Genomic DNA, 20,676 nt, shown 5'->3' with positions numbered 1-20,676 from the left:
TTATGTTTAAAAAAATTACAGAGTTCTTTATTCCTTCCCAAAAGCTTCAAAGTGGAGATGAATTACGGTCAGAACGAATATTCGTGGCTGTTTTGCTGATTTCAGCTTTATCCAACTTTCTGGGTATCAATCTAGCAATAGAAATAGATGCTGAACTCAATGCCTATTTATTACTTACCAATGGGGTTATCAACCTATTAATTTTAATTTCATTTCGGTATGGGTTGAATAAATCACTGGCTGCGGGACTGGTATTAACTCAATTTGCCATTAGCTTTCTAATTCAAGCTTTTATACAAGGGGGTTTAGCCTCTCCCGCAGCAGCAGCATTTTTTCTCCTTCCTGCAGTTGCCATGCTTATACAAGGTAAGCGAGCTGCTACCATATGGATGATTTTATCAGCAATTCTTAGCTTGAGTCTTTTTATATATGAAAATCAAATCGGTACTCCCCTACCTCAGTATAATCCCGAAAAAAGGAATCTCTTTTACTTTTCTTCCATCTTGGGAACGAACATCACTATCTTCATTATCCTTTTAGTATATGAAATTGGGAAATCAAGAGCCCTAGTAAACATCCAAAGTAAGAATGAGGAACTCATAAATACCCAAGCCCAATTAGTTCAAGCTGAGAAAATGGCAAGTTTAGGAGAGCTTACTGCCGGAATCGCCCACGAGATTAAGAATCCTCTAAATTTTGTGAATAATTTTTCTGAAGTAAGTGAAGAGCTCTTAGAAGAAATGATAGAGGAAATCGAAAAAGGAGATTTGGAGGGAGTTAAATTCATTGCAGCAGATCTAAAAAAAAACCTCTCCAAAATTAATCATCACGGCAAGCGCGCCGACGCCATCGTCAAGGGTATGCTAGAGCATAGTCGCGCAAACAAAGGTGAAAAAGCACCTACCAATTTGAATGCTTTAGTGGATGAATTTGTCCGACTTTCATATCATGGGTTAAGAGCGAAGGACAAATCTTTTAATGCCGATTTTAAATTGGAGCTTGATTCGGACTTGCCGAAAGTAAACGTGGTGGCTTCGGATATCGGGCGAGTGATTTTGAACTTGATCAATAATGCTTTTTATGCAGTTAATGAAAAAGCGAAAATAACTCCCCAACCTTCCGAAGGGGAAATAGGCTATCAACCAGAAGTCATTGTCAAAACAACAGTATTGAAGTCCCCTTCAGGGGATTTAGGGGTCGAGCTTTCGGTAAAAGACAACGGTGGAGGGATCCCGGAACAGGTCCGGGATAAGATCTTTCAACCCTTCTTTACCACCAAACCTACCGGTTCGGGAACGGGATTAGGTTTATCCTTATCTTATGATATTGTGAAAGCGCATGGCGGAGAGCTGAAGGTGGAGAGTGAAGAAGAGAAAGGAACAAAGTTCACGTTAATAATACCGACAAAATGAAAAAGTTATCATTCCTCCTTTTCTGTATTTTCAGCTCTTTTTTTGGAATGAGTCAGGAGGTTAGCGAGCCCATTAATCGAGATCCCATCTATGACAGTTTGCTGAGGGAACTGAATAATAATCTTTCTGATTCCTCTAGGGTAGAGGTGCTGGTCAACTTAGCGAATTACCATAAATTCAGTCGGCCAGATTCCGGGATATATTATGCATCTAAGGGACTTAAGATGGCGCAAGCTATTGGCTATAAGGAGGAAGAATTGCGTGTCCTTCATCTTTTGGCATTGTCTCACAGGATCTTAGGAAATGCAATAACATCGTACCGAATTAACCTTGAAGGGCTCCGCAAAGCTGAAGAATATGGGTCAGATCTGAAAGGTCTGTTTTTGATGAGTTTGGGAATGAACATGGAGAGTAGTTTAAAATATGAAGAATCTCTGGAATACTATAAAAAGGCAAATGATGCATTTTATAAAGCAAATAATCAGAATTTCCTCTCCATTACCTCAGCAAATTTAGGGAGAACTCACAGTGCACTTGGAAATATTGATTCTGCTTTTTTCTATAGCTATCGCGCGAAACAACAAGCTGATTCTCTCAATGTCTTTTGGGTTAGAGTCTATGCTTACGCAACACTTGGAAAAATCCACAAGGATATTCAAAACATTGATTCTGCTCTATATTATTATAAACTCTTCATAAGAGACGAAAATGTCTTGAGGGAGATTGCCTACTTGTATAACGAAAAGGAACAACCTGATTCGGCTTTGTATTATGCTGAAGAATCATTGGATTTTGCACTTAATAACAAGCTTTATAAAAGTGTTTCCCTAGCTTCAATTTTCCTTTCAAATTTTTATGAAAAAAGGGATCCAGCTAAAGCACTCGAATACAATAAGATGGCACTGGCGTATAGGGATAGCCTTGAGTACTTGAACAAAATTACAGGCTTTGCTGATTTGATTGACTTTGATGAGCAACAACGCCAGGCTGAAATTGAAAGAGCCAATAAAGAGTTTCAATCAAAATTGAGAACTTATACTTTTGTGGGTAGTATCTTAATCTTATTGATCTTTGCATTTTTTCTCTATAGAAACAATAGGGCAAAACATAAATCAAAACTTCAAATCGAAGGGGCCTACAATCAACTCAAATCCACCCAAGCCCAGCTCATCCAATCCGAGAAAATGGCTTCGCTCGGGGAACTCACTGCAGGCATCGCCCATGAAATTCAAAACCCATTGAATTTTGTGAATAACTTTTCGGAACTCAATCGAGAATTGATAGCAGAACTTAAAGAAGAACTAGAAAAAGGAGATCTGGAAGAAGTAAACTTAATCGCAACTGACATAGAGGCTAACGAGGAAAAAATAAATCTCCATGGCAAGCGAGCAGATGCCATCGTCAAAGGAATGCTGGAGCATAGCAGAAAGTCAGAGGGAGAAAAAACTCCAACCGATTTGAATGCCCTGGTGGATGAATTTGTGCGGCTTTCCTATCATGGATTAAGAGCGAAGGACAAATCTTTCAATGCTGATTTTAAATTGGAGCTTGATCCTGATTTACCAAAGGTAAATGTAGTCGCTTCAGATATCGGGCGGGTGATTTTGAATCTGGTAAACAATGCTTTTTATGCAGTAAATGAAAAGACTAAGTCGGACAGCGCACCTGAAGGTTATGAACCAATGATTAAGGTTTCCTCCAAATACACTCCCCTCCCTGGAGGGGCTGGCGGTGGGTCTATTGAGCTCTCCGTCCAAGACAACGGCCCCGGCATCCCCGATTCCATCAAAGAAAAAATCTTCCAGCCCTTCTTTACCACCAAGCCTACCGGGTCGGGAACTGGCCTTGGGTTATCACTCAGCTATGATATTATAAAAGCGCATGGGGGAATAATGAAAATAGAATCGAAATTAACCGAAGGTGTAGTATTTATCATTTCGATTCCAGTAAATAAAAGCGCATGAAAATCAATAAGATAGAAGAAAATGAAATATGGCAAGTATACAATACTTGGCTAACTGCCTATCTCAATGCTGATGTTAAAACTTACGGCACTTATCTCGATGAAGACTACCACTTTATAGGTTCGACAAACAACGAGGAATTTTTAAATCGAGATGATACCAAAACCTTCTTTGAACGTACAGGAGAGCAGTTTTCCGGTATTATGGACCTCAGAAATGAAGTTAAAATTCTGGAGGTTTTTGACAGGTCAATTTTCATCACCCATTTCTGCGACGTCTGGTTTCTAAATGATAAGGATTGGGCCTATTACGGTAGGTTTCGGCTTTCCTCTGTAATGCTGAAAAAAAATGAAGCTTGGCGTTTTATTTACCAGCACTTCTCAATGCCTGATTCAAAATCTGATGAAGGAGAAACCATTGGCTTCGACAAAGTAAACGCAGAAAATATTGAACTCAAAGAAGCCATAAAACGCAGAACAATTGAACTGGAAAGCAAAAACCGAGAGTTGGAAGTGGAGGGAGCGCTTGAACGCGTCCGGGCCCGTTCATCGGCTATGCAATATTCCGAAGAACTTGGTCAGGTAATCGCACTTATTTTCAACATACTTGACGAATTCAATATATCTGTAAAGGACGGTGTCGCCTTGATCACTTTCAAAGAAGGAAGCAAAGACCTGAATGAATGGATGGCCAACCCGGGGTTTGATGAGGCAATGAACTTTCACTTGCCTTATTTCGATCATCCGGTACTTTCAAATCTTTGGCAAGCCAAAAACCGTGGAGAAGATTTTTTAATCAAAAGGTATTCAGCAGAAGAGAGTAGATCTTTCCTCAACCACATTTTTGAACATTCTGATTTTAAACATACTCCGCAATCTGTAAAAGAATACTGCCTTGCAGCCAGGACTTATGCCACCTCCATTGCCTTACAAAAGCATACGGCCATTTTTATCAATGACTATTCCGGAATTTCACTGACCTCCTCTGAATTGGATCTGTTAAAAAGGTTTTCAGTTGTTTTCGAACAGACCTATACCCGCTTTCTCGACATCCAAAAAGCGGAGGAGCAGGCGAGAGAAGCGCAGATTGAAGCGGCTTTGGAACGGATAAGATCAAGAAGTTTGGCGATGCATCGTTCTTCAGAACTATCCGAGGTAGTTGATACTTTACTTAGCGAGTTTACCAAACTGGAATTCACGCTAACCTTTTGCATCATCAATCTGATCAATGAAGAAGACAAAAGCAACACCGTATGGGCGGCTAATCCCGAAACAGGAAAAGAGCCGGAATCCTATTACATGAAGTTTGAAAATTATCCCTTTCACCATGCCATGTGGGATGCTTGGAAAGCTCAAAAAAGACGGTTTGTCTACACCTTGGCAGGAGAAGAGAAACAAGTCTATGATGAATACCTTTTTTCAGAGACCGAGTTCCAACGTTTCCCAAAGCATATTCAGGATGCAAATAAATCACTGGAGCGCTATGTAGCGGGGTTTACATTTTTTAAACATAGCGGCCTCCAAACAGTAAGTAAGGACTATATTTCCGATGAAGACCTCGAAATTCTCGAACGTTTCGGAAAGGTTTTCGAGCAGTCCTACACCCGCTTTCTCGATCTCCAAAAAGCAGAGGCGCAGGTGAGAGAAGCGCAAATTGAAGGAGCGCTTGAGCGGGTAAGATCCCGATCAATGGCTATGCATCATTCTTCAGAGCTTTCTAACGTTGCCTCAATAGTTTTTGAACAAGTCAAAAGTTTAGGTTTCGAGATTTACCAAAGTTGGATAGATTTTGTGCATGAGACAGAAGATTTTGTCCAATTATATGTTACGGATTTTGGTGGTATGTACAAACCGAACCAAGTCAAATTACCTATTTCAGTAAGCCCAATGTTAGAACTTTTTCAGGAATGGAAAAGCGGAGCACCCTTTTTAGAGTATGAACTTAAAGGTATTGAAGTCAAGAACTGGTTTGAATTATTACATTCCCTTACTGGTGAGCCTATGTTTTATTTAAAAGAACATCCGGAAAACTTTTATTATCTGGAAGCCACTAACAAATATGGATCTGTATCTATTGCGAGCCTAGAACCGATAAATCCAGAACTTAAACCCATATTATCTCGCTTCGCCAAGGTCTTCGAGCAAACCTATACCCGATTTATTGACCTTAAGAAAGCAGAAGAACAAGAAAGGGAAGCAGAAATTCAATTGGCCTTAGAACGGGTAAGGTCAACAAGCCTGGCTATGCATCAAAGCTCCGATCTCAGGAATGTGGTTGCGATAGTTTATCAGGAAGTAGGACGGCTGAATATTCTGGATGCGGGATGTAATATCAATATTTATAACAGTATCGGAACTGAGGCTGAATGCTGGATGGCTGGCTTCCAAAGTGGGACGCTTCCTCAAAGCTATAAAATTAGGTTAACCGGTCATTGGGTATTAAAAGAATCCTCTAGAAGTTGGCTGAATAAGGAGCCTTATTATCAGGTTTCTTTGGAAAGTGAAGGAGTAAGAGAATTCACAAAATACCTGATTGAAGAGACAGGTTTGATGGATTTACCTGCTGAATTCAAAGAAAAAATGATGACCACGGATGTGGAGCATACTTTTTTTAACATGCAATATGGTCAATTCCACACTGTGAACACCACACAGCTCTCTGAGGAAGATATGGAAGTCCTTAGACGTTTTGCCAATGTGTTTGAGCAAACCTATACCCGATTTCTCGATATTCAAAAAGCGGAAGCACAGGCTAGAGAATCAGAAATTCAGTTGGCACTGGAAAGAGTAAGGGCAAGTACCATGGCCATGAAATCCCAGAGTGACCTACTTGATGTTATAGAAGTTTTTGGAAGCCAGCTGACTTCCTTAGGTATTAATGTCGACACCTTGAGCGTCATCCACGGTGTACCTAAAAGAGACTGGGATTTATGGCTACACACACCAGACTCTGGAGTAGCACCTTTTAGAGTTTATGTACCTTATATTGATACGGCTTTCTTTACAAAGACTATTAAGAATATAGAGGCATACGAACGTACAGGAAATTTTATTCATTTTAAAACTTTTAATAAAGAAGAAAAAGATGAGTTTCTCACCCATTATTTCAGTTGTGCACCACCTATTCCAGAAGAATTTAAAGCATTCGCCTTCGCTCAAAAACAGAGTTATGTCATTGAAGCTTTCCTAGAAGAGGTTACTATTTCCTTACTTAAATATGGTACAGAAAACTTTAGTGAAGAAGATATTAAAATCTTTACCCGATTTTCATTAGAATTTAAACAAACCTATACCCGCTTTCTCGATCTCCAAAAAGCAGAAAAACAGGCAAAGGAAGCCCAGATTGAGGCTGCATTAGAAAAAGTTCGCTCAAGATCTTTGGCCATGCATAAGAGCGAAGAATTTCCTGAAGTAATTCAGGAGGTATTCGAACAGTTAAGGCTGCTTAATTTCAACATGGATTCAGCTCAGTTTGATGTTTCCTTTCGTGAAACGGATGACTTTAATCTTTGGACGGCCATCCCAGGCCAGCCTTATCCTGCCAAGCAGCACATTCCCTATACGAATAACTCCATATTCAATTCTATAAAAAATGCCAAGGAGGCCGGTCTGGATTCTATATTCGAGCAGTTTGGCAAAGATGAAAAGAATGAGTTTTTTGAATACTTTTTTCATTACTACCCCGATGTCTCTGAAGAAAGAAAACAATTCATTTTATCGAGCCCCGGAATATCAAGGGCCGCTGTGTTGTTGGATAAGGTCCAGTTAGGCATTCAAAATTATTCCGGGATTCCCTATGATGAATCTGAAATCGACATTCTTAAGCGGTTTGGGACAGCATTCGAACAGACCTACACCCGCTTTCTAGACCTAGAAAAAGCAGAAAAACAGGCTAGAAATTCAAGAGTGGAAGTTGCAGTGGAACGGGTAAGAGCCAAGGCACTGGCCATGCATAATTCTTCACAAATTCTAGAAGTAGTAGATACCTTGAAGAATGAAATGTTGGGGCTGGAAATCCAGGGAGTTTCTGCCGCTACAATCTATTTGGAAGAAGAGGAATACATTCGAATGTGGGATTTAAGTTCGGTCCAAGAATCGGGAGATGGGTTCCAAGTGACCTTGGACGTCAAATTCCTGCTCGAAGAGACAGATCCCGGCTTTTATGTTCGAAAATTATGGACCCATTCTGAACATTATTTTATCGAAAAGCAGGAGCCTGATGACATGGCCATAACCATTGAATGGCTCCGGAAATATCACCCAGATCAAGCAAGTGAGGTGGAGGAATATTTGAATTCTATTACTTGGCATTATCTTCTTCACCCCACCGTTCAGTTGGAAAAGGGGAAACTGTCTGTAGATATTTTCGACGCGGAAGTTCCGGAAGAGATGGAATTTATTCTTTCCAAGATGGGAGCTGCTTTTGATCTGGCCTACAAGCGATTTTTGGATCTTCAAAAAGCAGAAGCTAGGGCCAGAGAAGCTCATATTGAAACTGCCTTGGAACGAGTGAGATCTCGTACCATGGGCATGCAAAAAGCGGATGAATTGGGTGAAGTAGCAACAGTATTATTTAGAGAGCTCAATACTTTGGTTGATAATTTATGGACTTGTGGTTTTGTCCTTTGTGAAAAAAATCGTCAAGAAGATCAATGGTGGCTAAGTCTTGATAATGGTTTGATAAAACCGTTCTTCCTTCCCAATATAGGTGACTATGCCCATGAAAGCCTCTATGAAGGGTGGGAAAAGGCAGAAAGCTACCGGACCGTAACCCTGCAAAAAGAAAAGCTACAGGAGCATTACGATTGGTTAATGAATATCCCTATAGCCAAAAAGATTTTTGAAGAAATGGAAGGATCTGGGATTTCCCGACCAACTTGGCAGCGACTTCACGCCGCCTACTTTAAGACTGGTTACCTAGTAATCATAACCGAAGTGCCTTGTGAAGAGGAAGAAATTTTCAAGCGCTTTGCCCAAGTGTTCGACCTGACCTATACTCGATTCCTAGATCTTCAAAAAGCAGAAGCCCAAGCGAAAGAGGCAACAAAACAGGCTTCACTGGATCGTGTCCGGGGAGTAATTGCAAGTATGCGGACAGCTACTGATCTTGAATTAATTACCCCATTAATTTTTAAAGAATTGACGGTTCTAAATGTTCCATTCATCCGCTGCGGAGTTTTTATAATCAATGAAAAAGAAGAAAACGTCGAAGCTTTTTTATCATCACCTGAAGGCCAATCATTAGGGGTTTTAAGACTTCATTATGAATCGAATGATCTCACTTTCCAGACTGTAAAGGCCTGGAGAAAAAAAGAGATCTTCAAGCGCCATTGGTCTAAAGAGGATTTTGTTCAGTGGATTAATAGGATGATGGAGCAAGATCAGATTCAAGATAGCAATACTTATCAGGGGACCGCAACACCTTCTGAATCTCTTGATCTTCATTTTGTGCCCTTTGCTCAAGGAATGCTCTATGTTGGCTCTGTCAATCCTTTAGATGGAAGTGAGTTAGAAATGGTACAGTCTCTGGCTAATACCTTTTCAGTTGCTTTTTCACGGTATGAGGATTTTGTGAAATTGGAAGAGGCCAAAGCAGAAATTGAATTGGCAATGAATGAACTCAAATCAACCCAAGCCCAGCTTATTCAATCCGAAAAAATGGCTTCGCTTGGTGAGCTCACTGCGGGCATTGCCCATGAGATTCAGAACCCGCTGAATTTTGTGAATAATTTTTCAGAGGTAAACAGGGAATTGATTGATGAGCTCGATGAAGAAATTGAAAAAGGGGATCTGGAAGAAATCAAAATAATTGCGGCAGATATTAGAAGTAATGAGCAAAAGATCAATCTCCATGGCAAACGTGCCGATGCCATCGTCAAGGGAATGTTGGACCATAGCAATAGAGGATCTGGTCAGAAAGAACTTACCAATCTCAATTCCCTTGCAGAAGAATTTATAAGGTTGAGTTACCAGTCTTTTTTGGCAAAAGAACCGGAGTTCAAGTGTGAGTTAAGAACGGACTTTGATCCCAATCTACCTCAGGTTTCGGTCATTCCACAGGATATCGGAAAAGTATTGCTCAACCTGCTCAACAATGCTTTTTACGCCTGTGCTGAGCGAAGTCGGGGTACCGTCAATGAAAAAGTAAAATCTGATTCCGATAGCAATGGAGATGAAGGGTACCATCCAGAAGTAATTGTCAAAACGAAATCGATTAAGTCCCCTTCAGGGGATTTAGGGGTAGAGCTTTCGGTAAAAGACAACGGCGGAGGGATCCCCGACTCCATCAAAGAAAAAATCTTCCAGCCTTTCTTTACGACTAAACCTACCGGATCTGGTACTGGATTAGGTTTATCCTTATCTTATGATATAGTAAAGGCGCATGGGGGAGAGTTGAGGTTAGCGAGCCATGAAAGTCAGGGCAGCAAATTTACGATCCACCTAAAAACGTGAGCATGAAAGCCCAATTTTTCCTAGCCAGCCTATTCTTTATTTTTTCACTAAGTGCCAATGCTCAAGAAGATGTATTGAGACTAAAGGCTACAGATTTCGATGAGTTAAATAGTATTATTATTCAAGAGAGTGATCTATGGTTATTCACCACTGACCCTAATGCATTTTGGTCAAATAACATCCTAGTGGCTGAAGATTGGCAAAATAAAAATACATTGAATTTTGCTCCATTCTTCCACCTCGACCGACCCTTTGAAGGTTGGTTTCAGATTAAATTATCCTTTGATGAAAGCATCACTTCCTCACCCGTTGGATTAAATGTTGGAAATTTCGGCCAAGCATTGGAAATTTTCTTGGATGGGAAATTGATCCATAAAATTGGCTCTTTGGGTGAGGGAGATGAAAAATACCAGCGAGGAATTCCTGAAAATTTATACGATGTAATTCCACTCAACATCAACCCTAATCAAGAATATGTCCTTAACATTCATTACAAATATGAACCTGTAGGATTTCCAGCGAACTTGTTTGCTATCTCGGAATCTTTCAGGTTTGGCGTTGCAATTACTGGTCCTGCCTATGAAGCTCCTGCTTCAGGAATAAATATTTCCGAATTAGGTGTCACTCTTTTTTCAGCAGGGATGGTAGCCACCATTTTGATCCTTTTGCTGATGCTTCTATTCCAAAATTGGAATGATAAGTTATTGTGGCTTTTAGCAGTCTGTATTACTGGGTTTGCTTCATTGATTGCAACCAGCATATTCACCGATTTCGGTATTTATTTGAACTATCCACTTTATGTTGTGGTGCAGGGATTATCCAATTTATCTTTTGCATTTATTTTACCCACCCTTCCCCTTATTTTTTCAATAATTTTCACAGGCCAACTCCCTCAAAAAAAGGGTCTGGCTTGGGCTTTTTTCTTCCTATGTATTCTGGAATTTCAGTTTTTACACATCGCAGCACTTGGATTCTCACTGCTTGTGATCGGACTTGGGACTAGTCTCATGTACATCGTACGGTCAAGAAAAACTGTAAAAGGTGCCCAATGGTATGTAGTGATTGGAGGTATTATCTTTTTGTTAAGTGCAATTTTGCTGTTTTCCCTATTCCTCCAAAAAAGTTCATGGGTGAACCCGTTCACTTTCAATTTTCTTATGTTGGTTTTTCCACTTTCACTGATAGGATATGTGGTGAGCAGATTTAAAGAAGCAGAAAGGGAAGTGAAGCTAAAATCTCAAAAGGTAATTCAGATTACAGAGGAAAAAAGACTACAAGCACTAAACCAGAAAGATCTTTTGGAAAAGGAAGTAAAACTCAGGACTGCCGAATTAAGTCAATCCCTCGAAAACCTAAAATCCACCCAAGCTCAACTCATCCATTCCGAGAAGATGGCTTCTCTGGGTGAGCTCACTGCGGGCATTGCCCATGAGATTCAGAACCCGCTGAATTTTGTGAATAATTTTTCAGAGGTAAACAGGGAATTGATTGATGAGCTCGATGAAGAAATTGAAAAAGGGGATCTGGAAGAAATCAAAATAATTGCGGCAGATATTAGAAGTAATGAGCAAAAGATCAATCTCCATGGCAAACGTGCCGATGCCATCGTCAAGGGAATGTTGGAGCATAGCCGGGCAAATAAAGGCGAAAAAGCTCCTACTGATTTGAATGCCTTAGTAGATGAGTTTGTCCGGCTTTCTTATCATGGATTGCGCGCCAAAGACAAGGACTTTAATGCCGACTTCAAATTGGAGCTTGATCCCGATTTACCAAAGGTCAATGTGGTGGCTTCTGATATCGGCCGGGTAATTTTGAACCTGGTAAACAATGCTTTTTACGCTGTAAATGAAAAGACTAAGTCGGACAGCGCACCTGAAGGTTATGAACCAATGATTAAGGTTTCCTCTAAATACACTCCCCTCCCTGGAGGGGCTGGGGGTGGGTCTATTGAGCTCTCCGTCCAAGACAACGGTGGAGGGATCCCGGAACAGGTCCGGGACAAGATCTTCCAACCTTTCTTCACCACCAAGCCCACTGGATCGGGTACTGGATTGGGATTAAGCTTGAGCTATGATATTGTGAAAGCGCATGGTGGAGAGCTGAAAGTCGAGTCCGTGGAAGGGGAAAAAACAGAATTTTTGATCCAGCTTTTCGCTTAGGACAATTTTTTTTTCTTAGATTACTACAAATTTTTTTGGGTTTTTATACAATAAAATAAAGCTATGCCGCAATTTAGATACTCATTTTTGAACCTGATAAAGGGGAATATGATTTTTTGGGTTTTTATAATCCTCATTTTTTATTCGAAGGAATCTCATTCTCAATCCAAGGATGAAATTGGGGTTCCACTGATCACGAACTATGCAACCTCTGAATATGGCGGAAATGGGCAGGTTTGGTCCATAATTCAAAGTGATGATCAATTAATGTATTTCGGGACTTCTACTGAAATCATGGAATTTGATGGGATCAATTGGAGACAAATAAGAAATCCCGATTATCCCACTGGTGTTTCCACCAGAGGCATGGTTCTGGACGACGATGGTATTATTTTTTATATATCCGGTGGTAGTTTTGGCTATCTCAAAAGAAACAAGTTTGGGGATCGAGTAGTAGAATCATTAAAACATCTTATCCCTGAGGATAAGCAGGATTTCGAAGAATTTTGGTCAGTTCAATTTGATGGGCAATACTTATACTTCCAAGCTAGAGAATACATTTTCAGATTAGACTATGATTTAGAAAAAGGAGAGTTTGATATCAAAACCTATCCAGCCCAAAGTACCTTTTCACATGGTTATATCATCCATGGCCAATATATGGTCCACGATATAGAGACAGGAATATATAAAATGGTGGACGGAGAACTTGAGTTCATGCCAGGTAGTGAAGTCACTGCTGGAGATAGGGTTTTCACTTTAGTGGAACATTTGGATAATCCCGAAACAGGCCAAAAACAGTTTTTAATAGGCCGTTTTTATCAAGAGATCTACAAGTTTGACGGAGAGAAGTTTGAGGTTTTTGATAGTGATCTCAACGCATATACAGAAACTAATTTGCTTTATAAAAGCGCCTTACTCCCAAATGGGAACCTAGTGGCCTCTATGATCGGAATGGGATTGGTTTTAGTAAACCAAGAGGGTAAACTACTTAATATTCTTTCTGGTGATCAAGGGCTTCAAGACCCTTCAGTATATTCTGTTTATGTGGACCAGGACCAAACGGTTTGGGTTGGACTAGACAATGGAATTTCAAAGCTAGAGCTAAACTCCCCTATCAGTACTTTCACTGAGAATCAAGGCTTAAATTCAACCATTTATGCAATTACCCGAGTTGCCGGTCAATTGTACGTCAGTTCATCTATTGGTCTTTTCAAATATGATGATACCAGCAAAAAGTTTGTTTCAATGCCTGAACTTGGAAACATACAAATTTGGAATCTAGTAGTAGATGGCGATGATTTGATCGTCCCTGGGGAAGACCTTTCGATTATCCGAGATGGAAAGATTTTAACAATTGACTCTAATACAACTGGAGGGCAGGACCTTATGATTTCGAGTAGCCATCCCAATCTTTTATACATATCTGTTCCCGGTGGACTGAGGATTTTCGCTAGAAAAGGAAACTTTTGGGAAAAATATGCCGATTTACAAGGGTTGCCAAATTCGATTTGGACAATTGCTGAAAGTGAGGATGGCACACTTTGGGGAGGGACTCAAACCAATATGGCCTATCGTATTACTCCCGCATATGATGAAAATGGCCTTCCCATAGTTAATGACTTTCAAATCAAAGAATTTGGTATTGAGGAGGGTTTGATTAATTCGGCCGGATTATTATATGCCATTAATGGAGAAATCTTTTTCCCAGCATTCGGGGCTAGCCTCCGCTATGATCCCGCTACAGAGTCCATTATTCCAGATGATCGGTTTGGAATGATCCCAGATAACTTGGAGCTTTCTGAAGGTTTTTTTATGAAGGAAGACTCCCAAGGTCAAGTTTGGATCCCGATTGGCAATAGACTGAGACTAGCCATACCAGGGCCAGACAATACGTATATCCTAGAAGAAAACCTATTCAACGACTACCCTTGGCAAGATATATTTGGTCTTTATTCCGAGGATGATGGCATTTTATGGATAGGGAGTGGAGAAGGTTTGCTTCGGTATGATCGAACTATTCCTTCTAAATCAAAGGAGAATTTCCCAGTAAGAATGAGAGGCATTTATGCTGGTTTGGACACTTTAAATCATTCAAATAACGAGGCTGACAAGAATTTGGCCTATTCTCAAAATTCTATTCGTTTTACTTATGCTGCCCAATTCTATCAGCAGGAACAACGAACTACTTACCAGACCTTCTTGGAAGGTTTTGAGTCTGACTGGTCAGATTGGAATAGAAGCGTATATAAGGAATACACCAATCTTTCGCCAGGAACCTATACCTTCCGAGTCCGAGCTAAAAATGTTTTCAATGATGTAAGCGAAGAAGCATTCTATACTTTTTCCATCATCCCTCCTTGGTACAGTACATGGTGGGCATATATACTTTATGCTTTAGCCGCAATCATTCTAATTCGTTTGATTTTAAAATGGAGGTTGAGTCAGCTTCGTGAAAAACAAGAATTACTGGAAAAAACGGTAGCTGACAGGACCCAAGAGCTCAGTCAACGGGTATCCGAACTCGCTGTATTGAATGGTGTGCAAAATGGACTTGTAAAAGAAATACATACGGAGGGAATCTATGAATTGGTAGGTGAAAAACTGAGAACTCTTTTTGATACCCAAACCGTGATTATTCGTTCTTTTGATCTGGATGCAGATCTGGAAATATGGCATTATTCGATTGAAAGAGGGGTTCGGCAACATAGCGACCCTCGTCCGATAATTTGGGCGAATCAACAGCTAATTGAAACCAAAAAACCTCTTGTCATCAACGAAAATTATATCGCTACTGCACAGCGATTTGGGGGAAAAGGAGTAAGTATGGGACATACTCCTAAGTCGGCAGTTTTTGTACCTATCATGGTTGGTAATCAAATCCGTGGCTCAGTCAGCCTTCAAAATCTCGATAAAGAATGTGCATTTAGTGACTCTGAAGTAAACCTCCTTGTTACGATTACCAATAGCATGGGTGTAGCTCTTGAAAACACCCGTCTTTTTGATGAAACAAACCGCTTGCTCGAAGAATCTACCCAACAAGCCAATGAGCTTTCTGTAGTGAACCGGGTAAGTCAAGCGCTTGCCTCCCATTTATCTTTAGATGAAATCATTCATTTGGTTGGTGATCAGATGAAGGAATTGTTCAAAGCCAATATTGTCTATTTGGCGCTTTTGGACAAAAAAACCAATATGATTCACTTCCCCTATATGTATGGCGATAAAATGCCTCCACAAAAATTTGGAGAAGGCCTTACCTCTAAAATTCTAAGTTCTGGAAATTCTCTTCTTATCAATAAAGATTTAGAAGAAATGACAGCAGCATTAGGAGCAACTCATAAGGGATTACCTTCAGCATCCTATTTAGGGGTCCCTATTTTCCAGGGTAAAGAAGCAATTGGTGTTCTAAGTGTTCAAAGTACAGAGACTGAAAATCGATTTGATGAAAGTGATTCAAACTTACTATCAACCATAGCATCATCCGTTGGGATCGCAATTAATAATGCTCAGCTTTTTGAGGATGTAGTTGCATCGAAGCAAGCTGCCGAGCAAGCTAATGAGGCAAAGAGTGCGTTCCTTTCCACAGTTAGTCACGAACTGCGAACCCCCCTTACCTCAGTTTTGGGTTTTGCAAAAATCATCCAAAAACGTTTGGAAGAAAAAATATTTCCCTTGGTGGATAAATCTGAACCCAAAATAGAAAGAACGGTAAGCCAAGTTTCACAAAATCTAAAAGTAGTTATTTCAGAAGGCGAAAGACTCACTTCGCTTATTAACGATGTCTTGGACTTAGCTAAAATAGAGGCAGGTAAAATGGATTGGAGTCAAGAGGAAGTTGTTTTACCTGAGGTAGTCGAACGGGCAATCTCAGCGACAAATTCACTTTTTGACAATAAAAACTTAAAATTAATTCGCGAAATCGATCCAAATATTCCAACCATCATCGGAGACAGCAATAAGCTCATCCAAGTGGTGATCAATTTGATTTCTAATGCAGTGAAGTTTACAGATAATGGATCGGTAACTTGCCGGATACGGCAGCAGGGAAATGAAATTATTACCAGTGTCATAGATACTGGGATGGGTATATCCCAAGAGGACTTCGGGGCAGTTTTTGAGCAGTTTAAACAAATTGGTGGAGACACACTCACTGACAAACCAAAAGGAACTGGTCTGGGCCTTCCTATTTGCAAAGAGATTGTCGAACATCATGGAGGAAGAATCTGGCTTGAAAGTGAAGTTGGAAAAGGAAGTAATTTTTCCTTTGCAATTCCATTTACTAAGAAGGAAACGTTCAGCCAATCCACGGCACCAATTCACCTAAATGAACTGGTCAATCAATTGAAGCAAAGAATGGTCTTTTCTAAACTGAAAGCTGTTAAAAATGCACAGATTCTAATAGTGGATGATGATGAATCTATCCGTTCTTTATTAAGACAAGAGCTAACAGAGGCAGGATACATGACCACAGAAGCCAGCAATGGAAAAGAGGCGATTGAATCCATTAGGGAACATCGACCCGACCTTGTTATTCTGGATATTATGATGCCGGAAATCAATGGCTTTGACGTGGCAGCTATTCTCAAAAATGATCCCCAAACGATGGATATACCCATCATCATTTTGTCCATTGTTCAGGACAAAGCAAGGGGTTTTAGAATAGGTGTAGATCGGTATTTGACCAAGCCCATTGATACTGCTCAGCTGTTTGAAGACATTGGGTCATTATTAGAACAAGGTAAGTCAAAACGAAAAGTGATGGTCGTGGATGAAGATAATGCCGCAATCCGTACTCTTACGGAGGTTCTTCAAACAAAAGGATATCACGTCGTGGAATCTGACGGAAAAGAACTTGTGGAAAAGGCCAAAGAAACTCAGCCAGACATCATTATTCTAAATTCGTTACTTTCCTCCAATGAAGAAATTGTTCAGACTTTGCGTTTTGAAAAAGGATTAGAAAATGTCTTATTCTTTATTTATCAATAAGTAAAATCTTTTTAACCATTAAATTTAAAACCACCTTTTTGTATGTCACAAAAAATTTTGATTGTCGATGATGAAGCTCATATTAGAATGCTCATCGAACAAACACTGGAAGAACTGGAAGATGAAGGAGTAGATTTCTTTTCAGCTGAGAATGGAGAAATAGCCTTGAAAGTAATCAGTGAGGAGAAACCTGACCTTATATTTTTAGATGTAATGATGCCCAAGTTAAATGGAATGGAAGTTTGCCGAAGAGTCAAACAAGAAATGGGTTTAAAGGAGATTTATATCGTTTTGCTTACTGCAAAAGGTCAGGAATCAGACAGGCAAAAGGGACTCGATGTCGGTGCTGATGTCTATATGACAAAACCTTTTGATCCTGAATTGCTCTTGGAAAAAGCGCGGGAAGTACTTGAACTACCATCATCTTAATTTTTAAACCCCATTTAGAAAACCAAAAAAGCCGATGGCAAAAATTTCAATAAAAGCGATTCTGAGGAAAGAAGACACCCTTAGGCTATGGTTGGATAATTGGTGCACTCATAATAACACTGAAATTTGTATTTCAGATCCTTCTGACAACGTCGTGTATGGAAACCCAGCTCTTTTAAGAAATTCATTGAGTATTCCATTGACTGCAGGCGATGCTATTATTGCGAGAGTTTGGAGCAAAAGTAACGTAATCAATCAGGTTTGGGATGTATTAAATATGTTGCTTGGCAAAGAGTCCGAAAAAAGGAAATTAGGAGCTGAAGTTCTTCACCTCTACCAAGAGCTAAATATCATATACAGCTTCGCTGAAAATCTTGGAGAGGCAATCTCCCTAGACACGATTGCAGCAATTACACTCAACCATTCTACCAACTCCATTCCTGCCAATGCAGGTGCAATTGTTTTATTAGACGAATATCAACGGGCATTGACAGTCCCCGCCATTTCAGGTGAAGACCTGATCGATCCAAATCTTTTGGAGAATAATTTTTCGCTTTTGCTTCGATTTGGACTAAATGGACAATCCGCCATCATCACGGATATCGAAGAACTTAAAGAACGTGGACTGATAGCAGAAAATGTGACGAGTGTAATATATGCCACACTAAAAGGTAAGGACAGAATCCTTGGAGCCATCATTTTGGTAGGTACTAAAACAGATCAATTCACGGCGGCCCACTTAAAACTCTTAGTGACCTTGGGTTTACAGTCTTCCTCAGCCATGGAATCTGCTCTCTTGTTTGAAAAAAATATTCGGGAGATCAAAATGCGAGAAGAGGCTATGCTCCGAATCAATGAGGTGATTAAAAAATTTGTGCCTAATGAGTTTATTTCATCATTGGGCAAGGATAATATAACAGATGTAAGGCTAGGTGATCAAGTTGAAAAAATTGTAACCGTTCTATTTACTGATATCAGGGATTTCACCACCCTTTCAGAACGAATGAGTCCTGAAGAAAACTTCCAATTTGTTTCATCTTTTAACGAAGTTCTGGGTCCCATAATAAGAAGTCACAAGGGTTTTATAAACCAATACCTTGGGGATTCTATCATGGCTATTTTCCCTATTCAACCAGAAGATGCCCTCTTGGCAGCGGTTGAAATGCAACGAGCTGTACGAAAATTAAACAAGCAGCGGATTCAAAAAGGAGAACTCCCCATTCATGCAGGAATTGGGATGCATACTGGATCCCTGATCATGGGGATTACCGGAGATGAACACCGTTTGGATGCCGCAACGATCAGTGATACTGTAAATACGGCAGCTCGAATTGAAAGTCTAACTAAGTTTTATAAATCCCCTTTATTGCTGAGTGAGGAAACCTTCAAGAGGATTCCTAACCCTTCCAAATTTGCATTTAGACGATTGGGGAAAGTTCTTCTAAAGGGCAAAAACAATGTGCTCAGCGTGGTAGAATGTATGAATGGAATGGAAGAAGATTTAGCTGCAAAGAGAAAAAAAAATATGAGTGATTTTGATATGGCGATGGAGCTATACCAACTTGGGCAATTTGAAAATGCAGTGCAGCTTTTCAGCAAAGTAATTGCCTCAGATGAAGAAGATCATACAGTGAGAGTGTTTTTTGAAAAAGCCAAAAAATATTTAGCCGAGGGACCTCCAAAAAATTGGAATGGTGCGGAAGAGATGCTTTATAAATAACCTATTAAGACACCATTTCGGATATTTTATTAGTCGTTTATTTTTCTTTCATACAAAATAAAGGGGAGTTCTTTTACCTCCAGATTTTAAAGTAGCTCAAGGTTTAAGTTTGAGCTATGATCGTATAAGCGCAAATGAAGGAAGATGAAAGTTCTCAACAAGTGGGAACTAAATTCATACGTTACTTACCAGTTCAATAAAAAACATTTAAAAAAGTGCTCGAAGGAGCTTTTTTATTTCAAATAAATACACAGGGAATTCAAATAAATAATGGGGCTATTAATAGGGTTTATATTGTTGTTTGGACAATATAAAGATACAGTACCTACAAGTTTTGTCCTACACGACTCCCTGGCAAGAGGTGAATTTCATACCATTGAGCTCGGTAATTTAGAAGATTGGAAATACAAACCCGGCGATGATCCCATTTGGGCAGATCCTCAACTTAACGACTCCGATTGGTATAGTAATCCTTTGGCAACGGCCGATACGCTTTGGGCAGGTATTGGATGGTTACGAAGGACATTCGAGGTAGATTCCTCTCTTGAGGTAGGTCCTAGGATTCTTAAATTTGATCTTGCAGGTGCTGCAGAATTATATGTAAATGGGAAACTTGTGCGTCAAATTGGTACTCCCTCAGCCAATCCTGAAGAAGAACAAGTTCCGTATTATAGCAAGAGCAATTACCCCATAGTGACATTTTTTCCAGGAGAAAAGTATGTGGTCGCTATCCGCTATTCCTTTCACAGCTATCCTATCTATAAGTTTTTTGCGGCTGACGCTTTCCCCTTAATGAATATTGAGTTAACCATGCAGGATTATGAGAGTTTGGAATCTTTATATTCGGAGAAAAAAGAAGGACTCTTTTTCAACACCCTCTTAAGTTTATTTTTCCTGATGGTAATGCTGCTACATCTGTTTATGCATATCCGGTTCAAGAATGAAAAGGGCAATTTTTGGGTATTTATTATTTCATTTCTACTTTTTGTGATATTCACATTTTCTGTGATAGGCAATTTTGAAGACTTCCTCCCTTTGATTTTAATGCATATCATTGGCAGCTATGGCGGTGAATTTGTAATTCTTGCACTTACTTTACTTCCTATTGCAATTGGCCGCCTACTAAATATCAAAATCCGTCGATTGTGGTTTTTTCTACCCCTTTCAACTCCGATTTTTTCAATTATTCGGCAAATTCAGGAAGAAGGTAGTTCCACACTAAGCCGTGCAAGTGCAGCTGTTCTTGTATTATTGATATTAGCAGGCATTATTGACTCAATTCTTCAAGCCAAAAAACTGAAAAGAAAAGATTTACTATACATAGCCATACCCTTTATAAGTATTCCAATTCTCTTCCTTCTGCCTCAATTATTTAGAAATGTGTTCGGTCTTAATAACGATACCTTAAGGTCGGCGTTACTTTTCCTAATGGTAATATCAGTGCCACTTGGGATGTCAATATATCAGATGAAACGTTTCTTTACCGCACATGGAGATCTTGAAAATGAAGTTGAATCACGAACCCTCGAGTTAGAACAATCACTTAATAATCTC

8 protein-coding genes are annotated in these 20,676 nt (G+C 39.8%); all 8 read left to right on the top strand.

The window, feature by feature from the left end; translation table 11 throughout:
- Positions 1 to 2 precede the first annotated feature (2 nt).
- Complete coding sequence (locus AAGF08_RS19530; RefSeq protein ID WP_343513099.1) at positions 3 to 1,412, top strand: ATP-binding protein; 1,410 nt, start codon at positions 3 to 5, stop codon at positions 1,410 to 1,412.
- Positions 1,409 to 3,376: an ATP-binding protein gene (locus tag AAGF08_RS19525; RefSeq protein WP_343513098.1), complete on the top strand. Its 1,968-nt coding sequence runs from the start codon at positions 1,409 to 1,411 to the stop codon at positions 3,374 to 3,376. The genes AAGF08_RS19530 and AAGF08_RS19525 overlap by 4 nt, the downstream gene beginning before the upstream one ends.
- Positions 3,373 to 9,828, top strand: coding sequence for an ATP-binding protein (locus tag AAGF08_RS19520; protein ID WP_343513097.1), 6,456 nt, complete (start codon positions 3,373 to 3,375; stop codon positions 9,826 to 9,828). The genes AAGF08_RS19525 and AAGF08_RS19520 overlap by 4 nt, the downstream gene beginning before the upstream one ends.
- A gap of 2 nt (positions 9,829 to 9,830) precedes the next feature.
- Positions 9,831 to 11,987: an ATP-binding protein gene (locus tag AAGF08_RS19515; RefSeq protein ID WP_343513096.1), complete on the top strand. Its 2,157-nt coding sequence runs from the start codon at positions 9,831 to 9,833 to the stop codon at positions 11,985 to 11,987.
- Positions 11,988 to 12,050: 63 nt separating this feature from the next.
- On the top strand, positions 12,051 to 16,973 hold the full coding sequence (locus AAGF08_RS19510; protein WP_343513095.1) for a response regulator: 4,923 nt from the start codon (positions 12,051 to 12,053) through the stop codon (positions 16,971 to 16,973).
- Positions 16,974 to 17,015: 42 nt separating this feature from the next.
- Positions 17,016 to 17,402, top strand: a complete 387-nt coding sequence (locus tag AAGF08_RS19505; protein ID WP_343513094.1) for a response regulator — start codon at positions 17,016 to 17,018, stop codon at positions 17,400 to 17,402.
- Between the two features lie 34 nt (positions 17,403 to 17,436).
- A complete protein-coding gene (locus AAGF08_RS19500) occupies positions 17,437 to 19,122 on the top strand; it encodes an adenylate/guanylate cyclase domain-containing protein (RefSeq protein WP_343513093.1) in 1,686 nt (561 codons plus the stop codon).
- Positions 19,123 to 19,392: 270 nt separating this feature from the next.
- Positions 19,393 to 20,676 (top strand): hypothetical protein (locus AAGF08_RS19495; protein ID WP_343513092.1); only part of this gene is annotated, 1,284 nt, incomplete at its 3' end.

It is taken from the genome of Algoriphagus sp. SE2, assembly GCF_039563885.1.
In the GTDB taxonomy this organism is placed as follows: domain Bacteria; phylum Bacteroidota; class Bacteroidia; order Cytophagales; family Cyclobacteriaceae; genus Algoriphagus.
The sequence above is the reverse complement of the archived record's forward strand: the minus strand, read 5'-3'. Positions and strand labels throughout refer to the sequence as shown.

Bases quoted from the DNA above. Each gene is read 5' to 3' on its own strand.
- AAGF08_RS19530 (WP_343513099.1), top strand. From the start codon at position 3: ATGTTTAAAAAAATTACAGAGTTCTTTATTCCTTCCCAAAAGCTTCAA.
- AAGF08_RS19525 (WP_343513098.1), top strand. From the start codon at position 1,409: ATGAAAAAGTTATCATTCCTCCTTTTCTGTATTTTCAGCTCTTTTTTT.
- AAGF08_RS19520 (WP_343513097.1), top strand. From the start codon at position 3,373: ATGAAAATCAATAAGATAGAAGAAAATGAAATATGGCAAGTATACAAT.
- AAGF08_RS19515 (WP_343513096.1), top strand. From the start codon at position 9,831: ATGAAAGCCCAATTTTTCCTAGCCAGCCTATTCTTTATTTTTTCACTA.
- AAGF08_RS19510 (WP_343513095.1), top strand. From the start codon at position 12,051: ATGCCGCAATTTAGATACTCATTTTTGAACCTGATAAAGGGGAATATG.
- AAGF08_RS19505 (WP_343513094.1), top strand. From the start codon at position 17,016: ATGTCACAAAAAATTTTGATTGTCGATGATGAAGCTCATATTAGAATG.
- AAGF08_RS19500 (WP_343513093.1), top strand. From the start codon at position 17,437: ATGGCAAAAATTTCAATAAAAGCGATTCTGAGGAAAGAAGACACCCTT.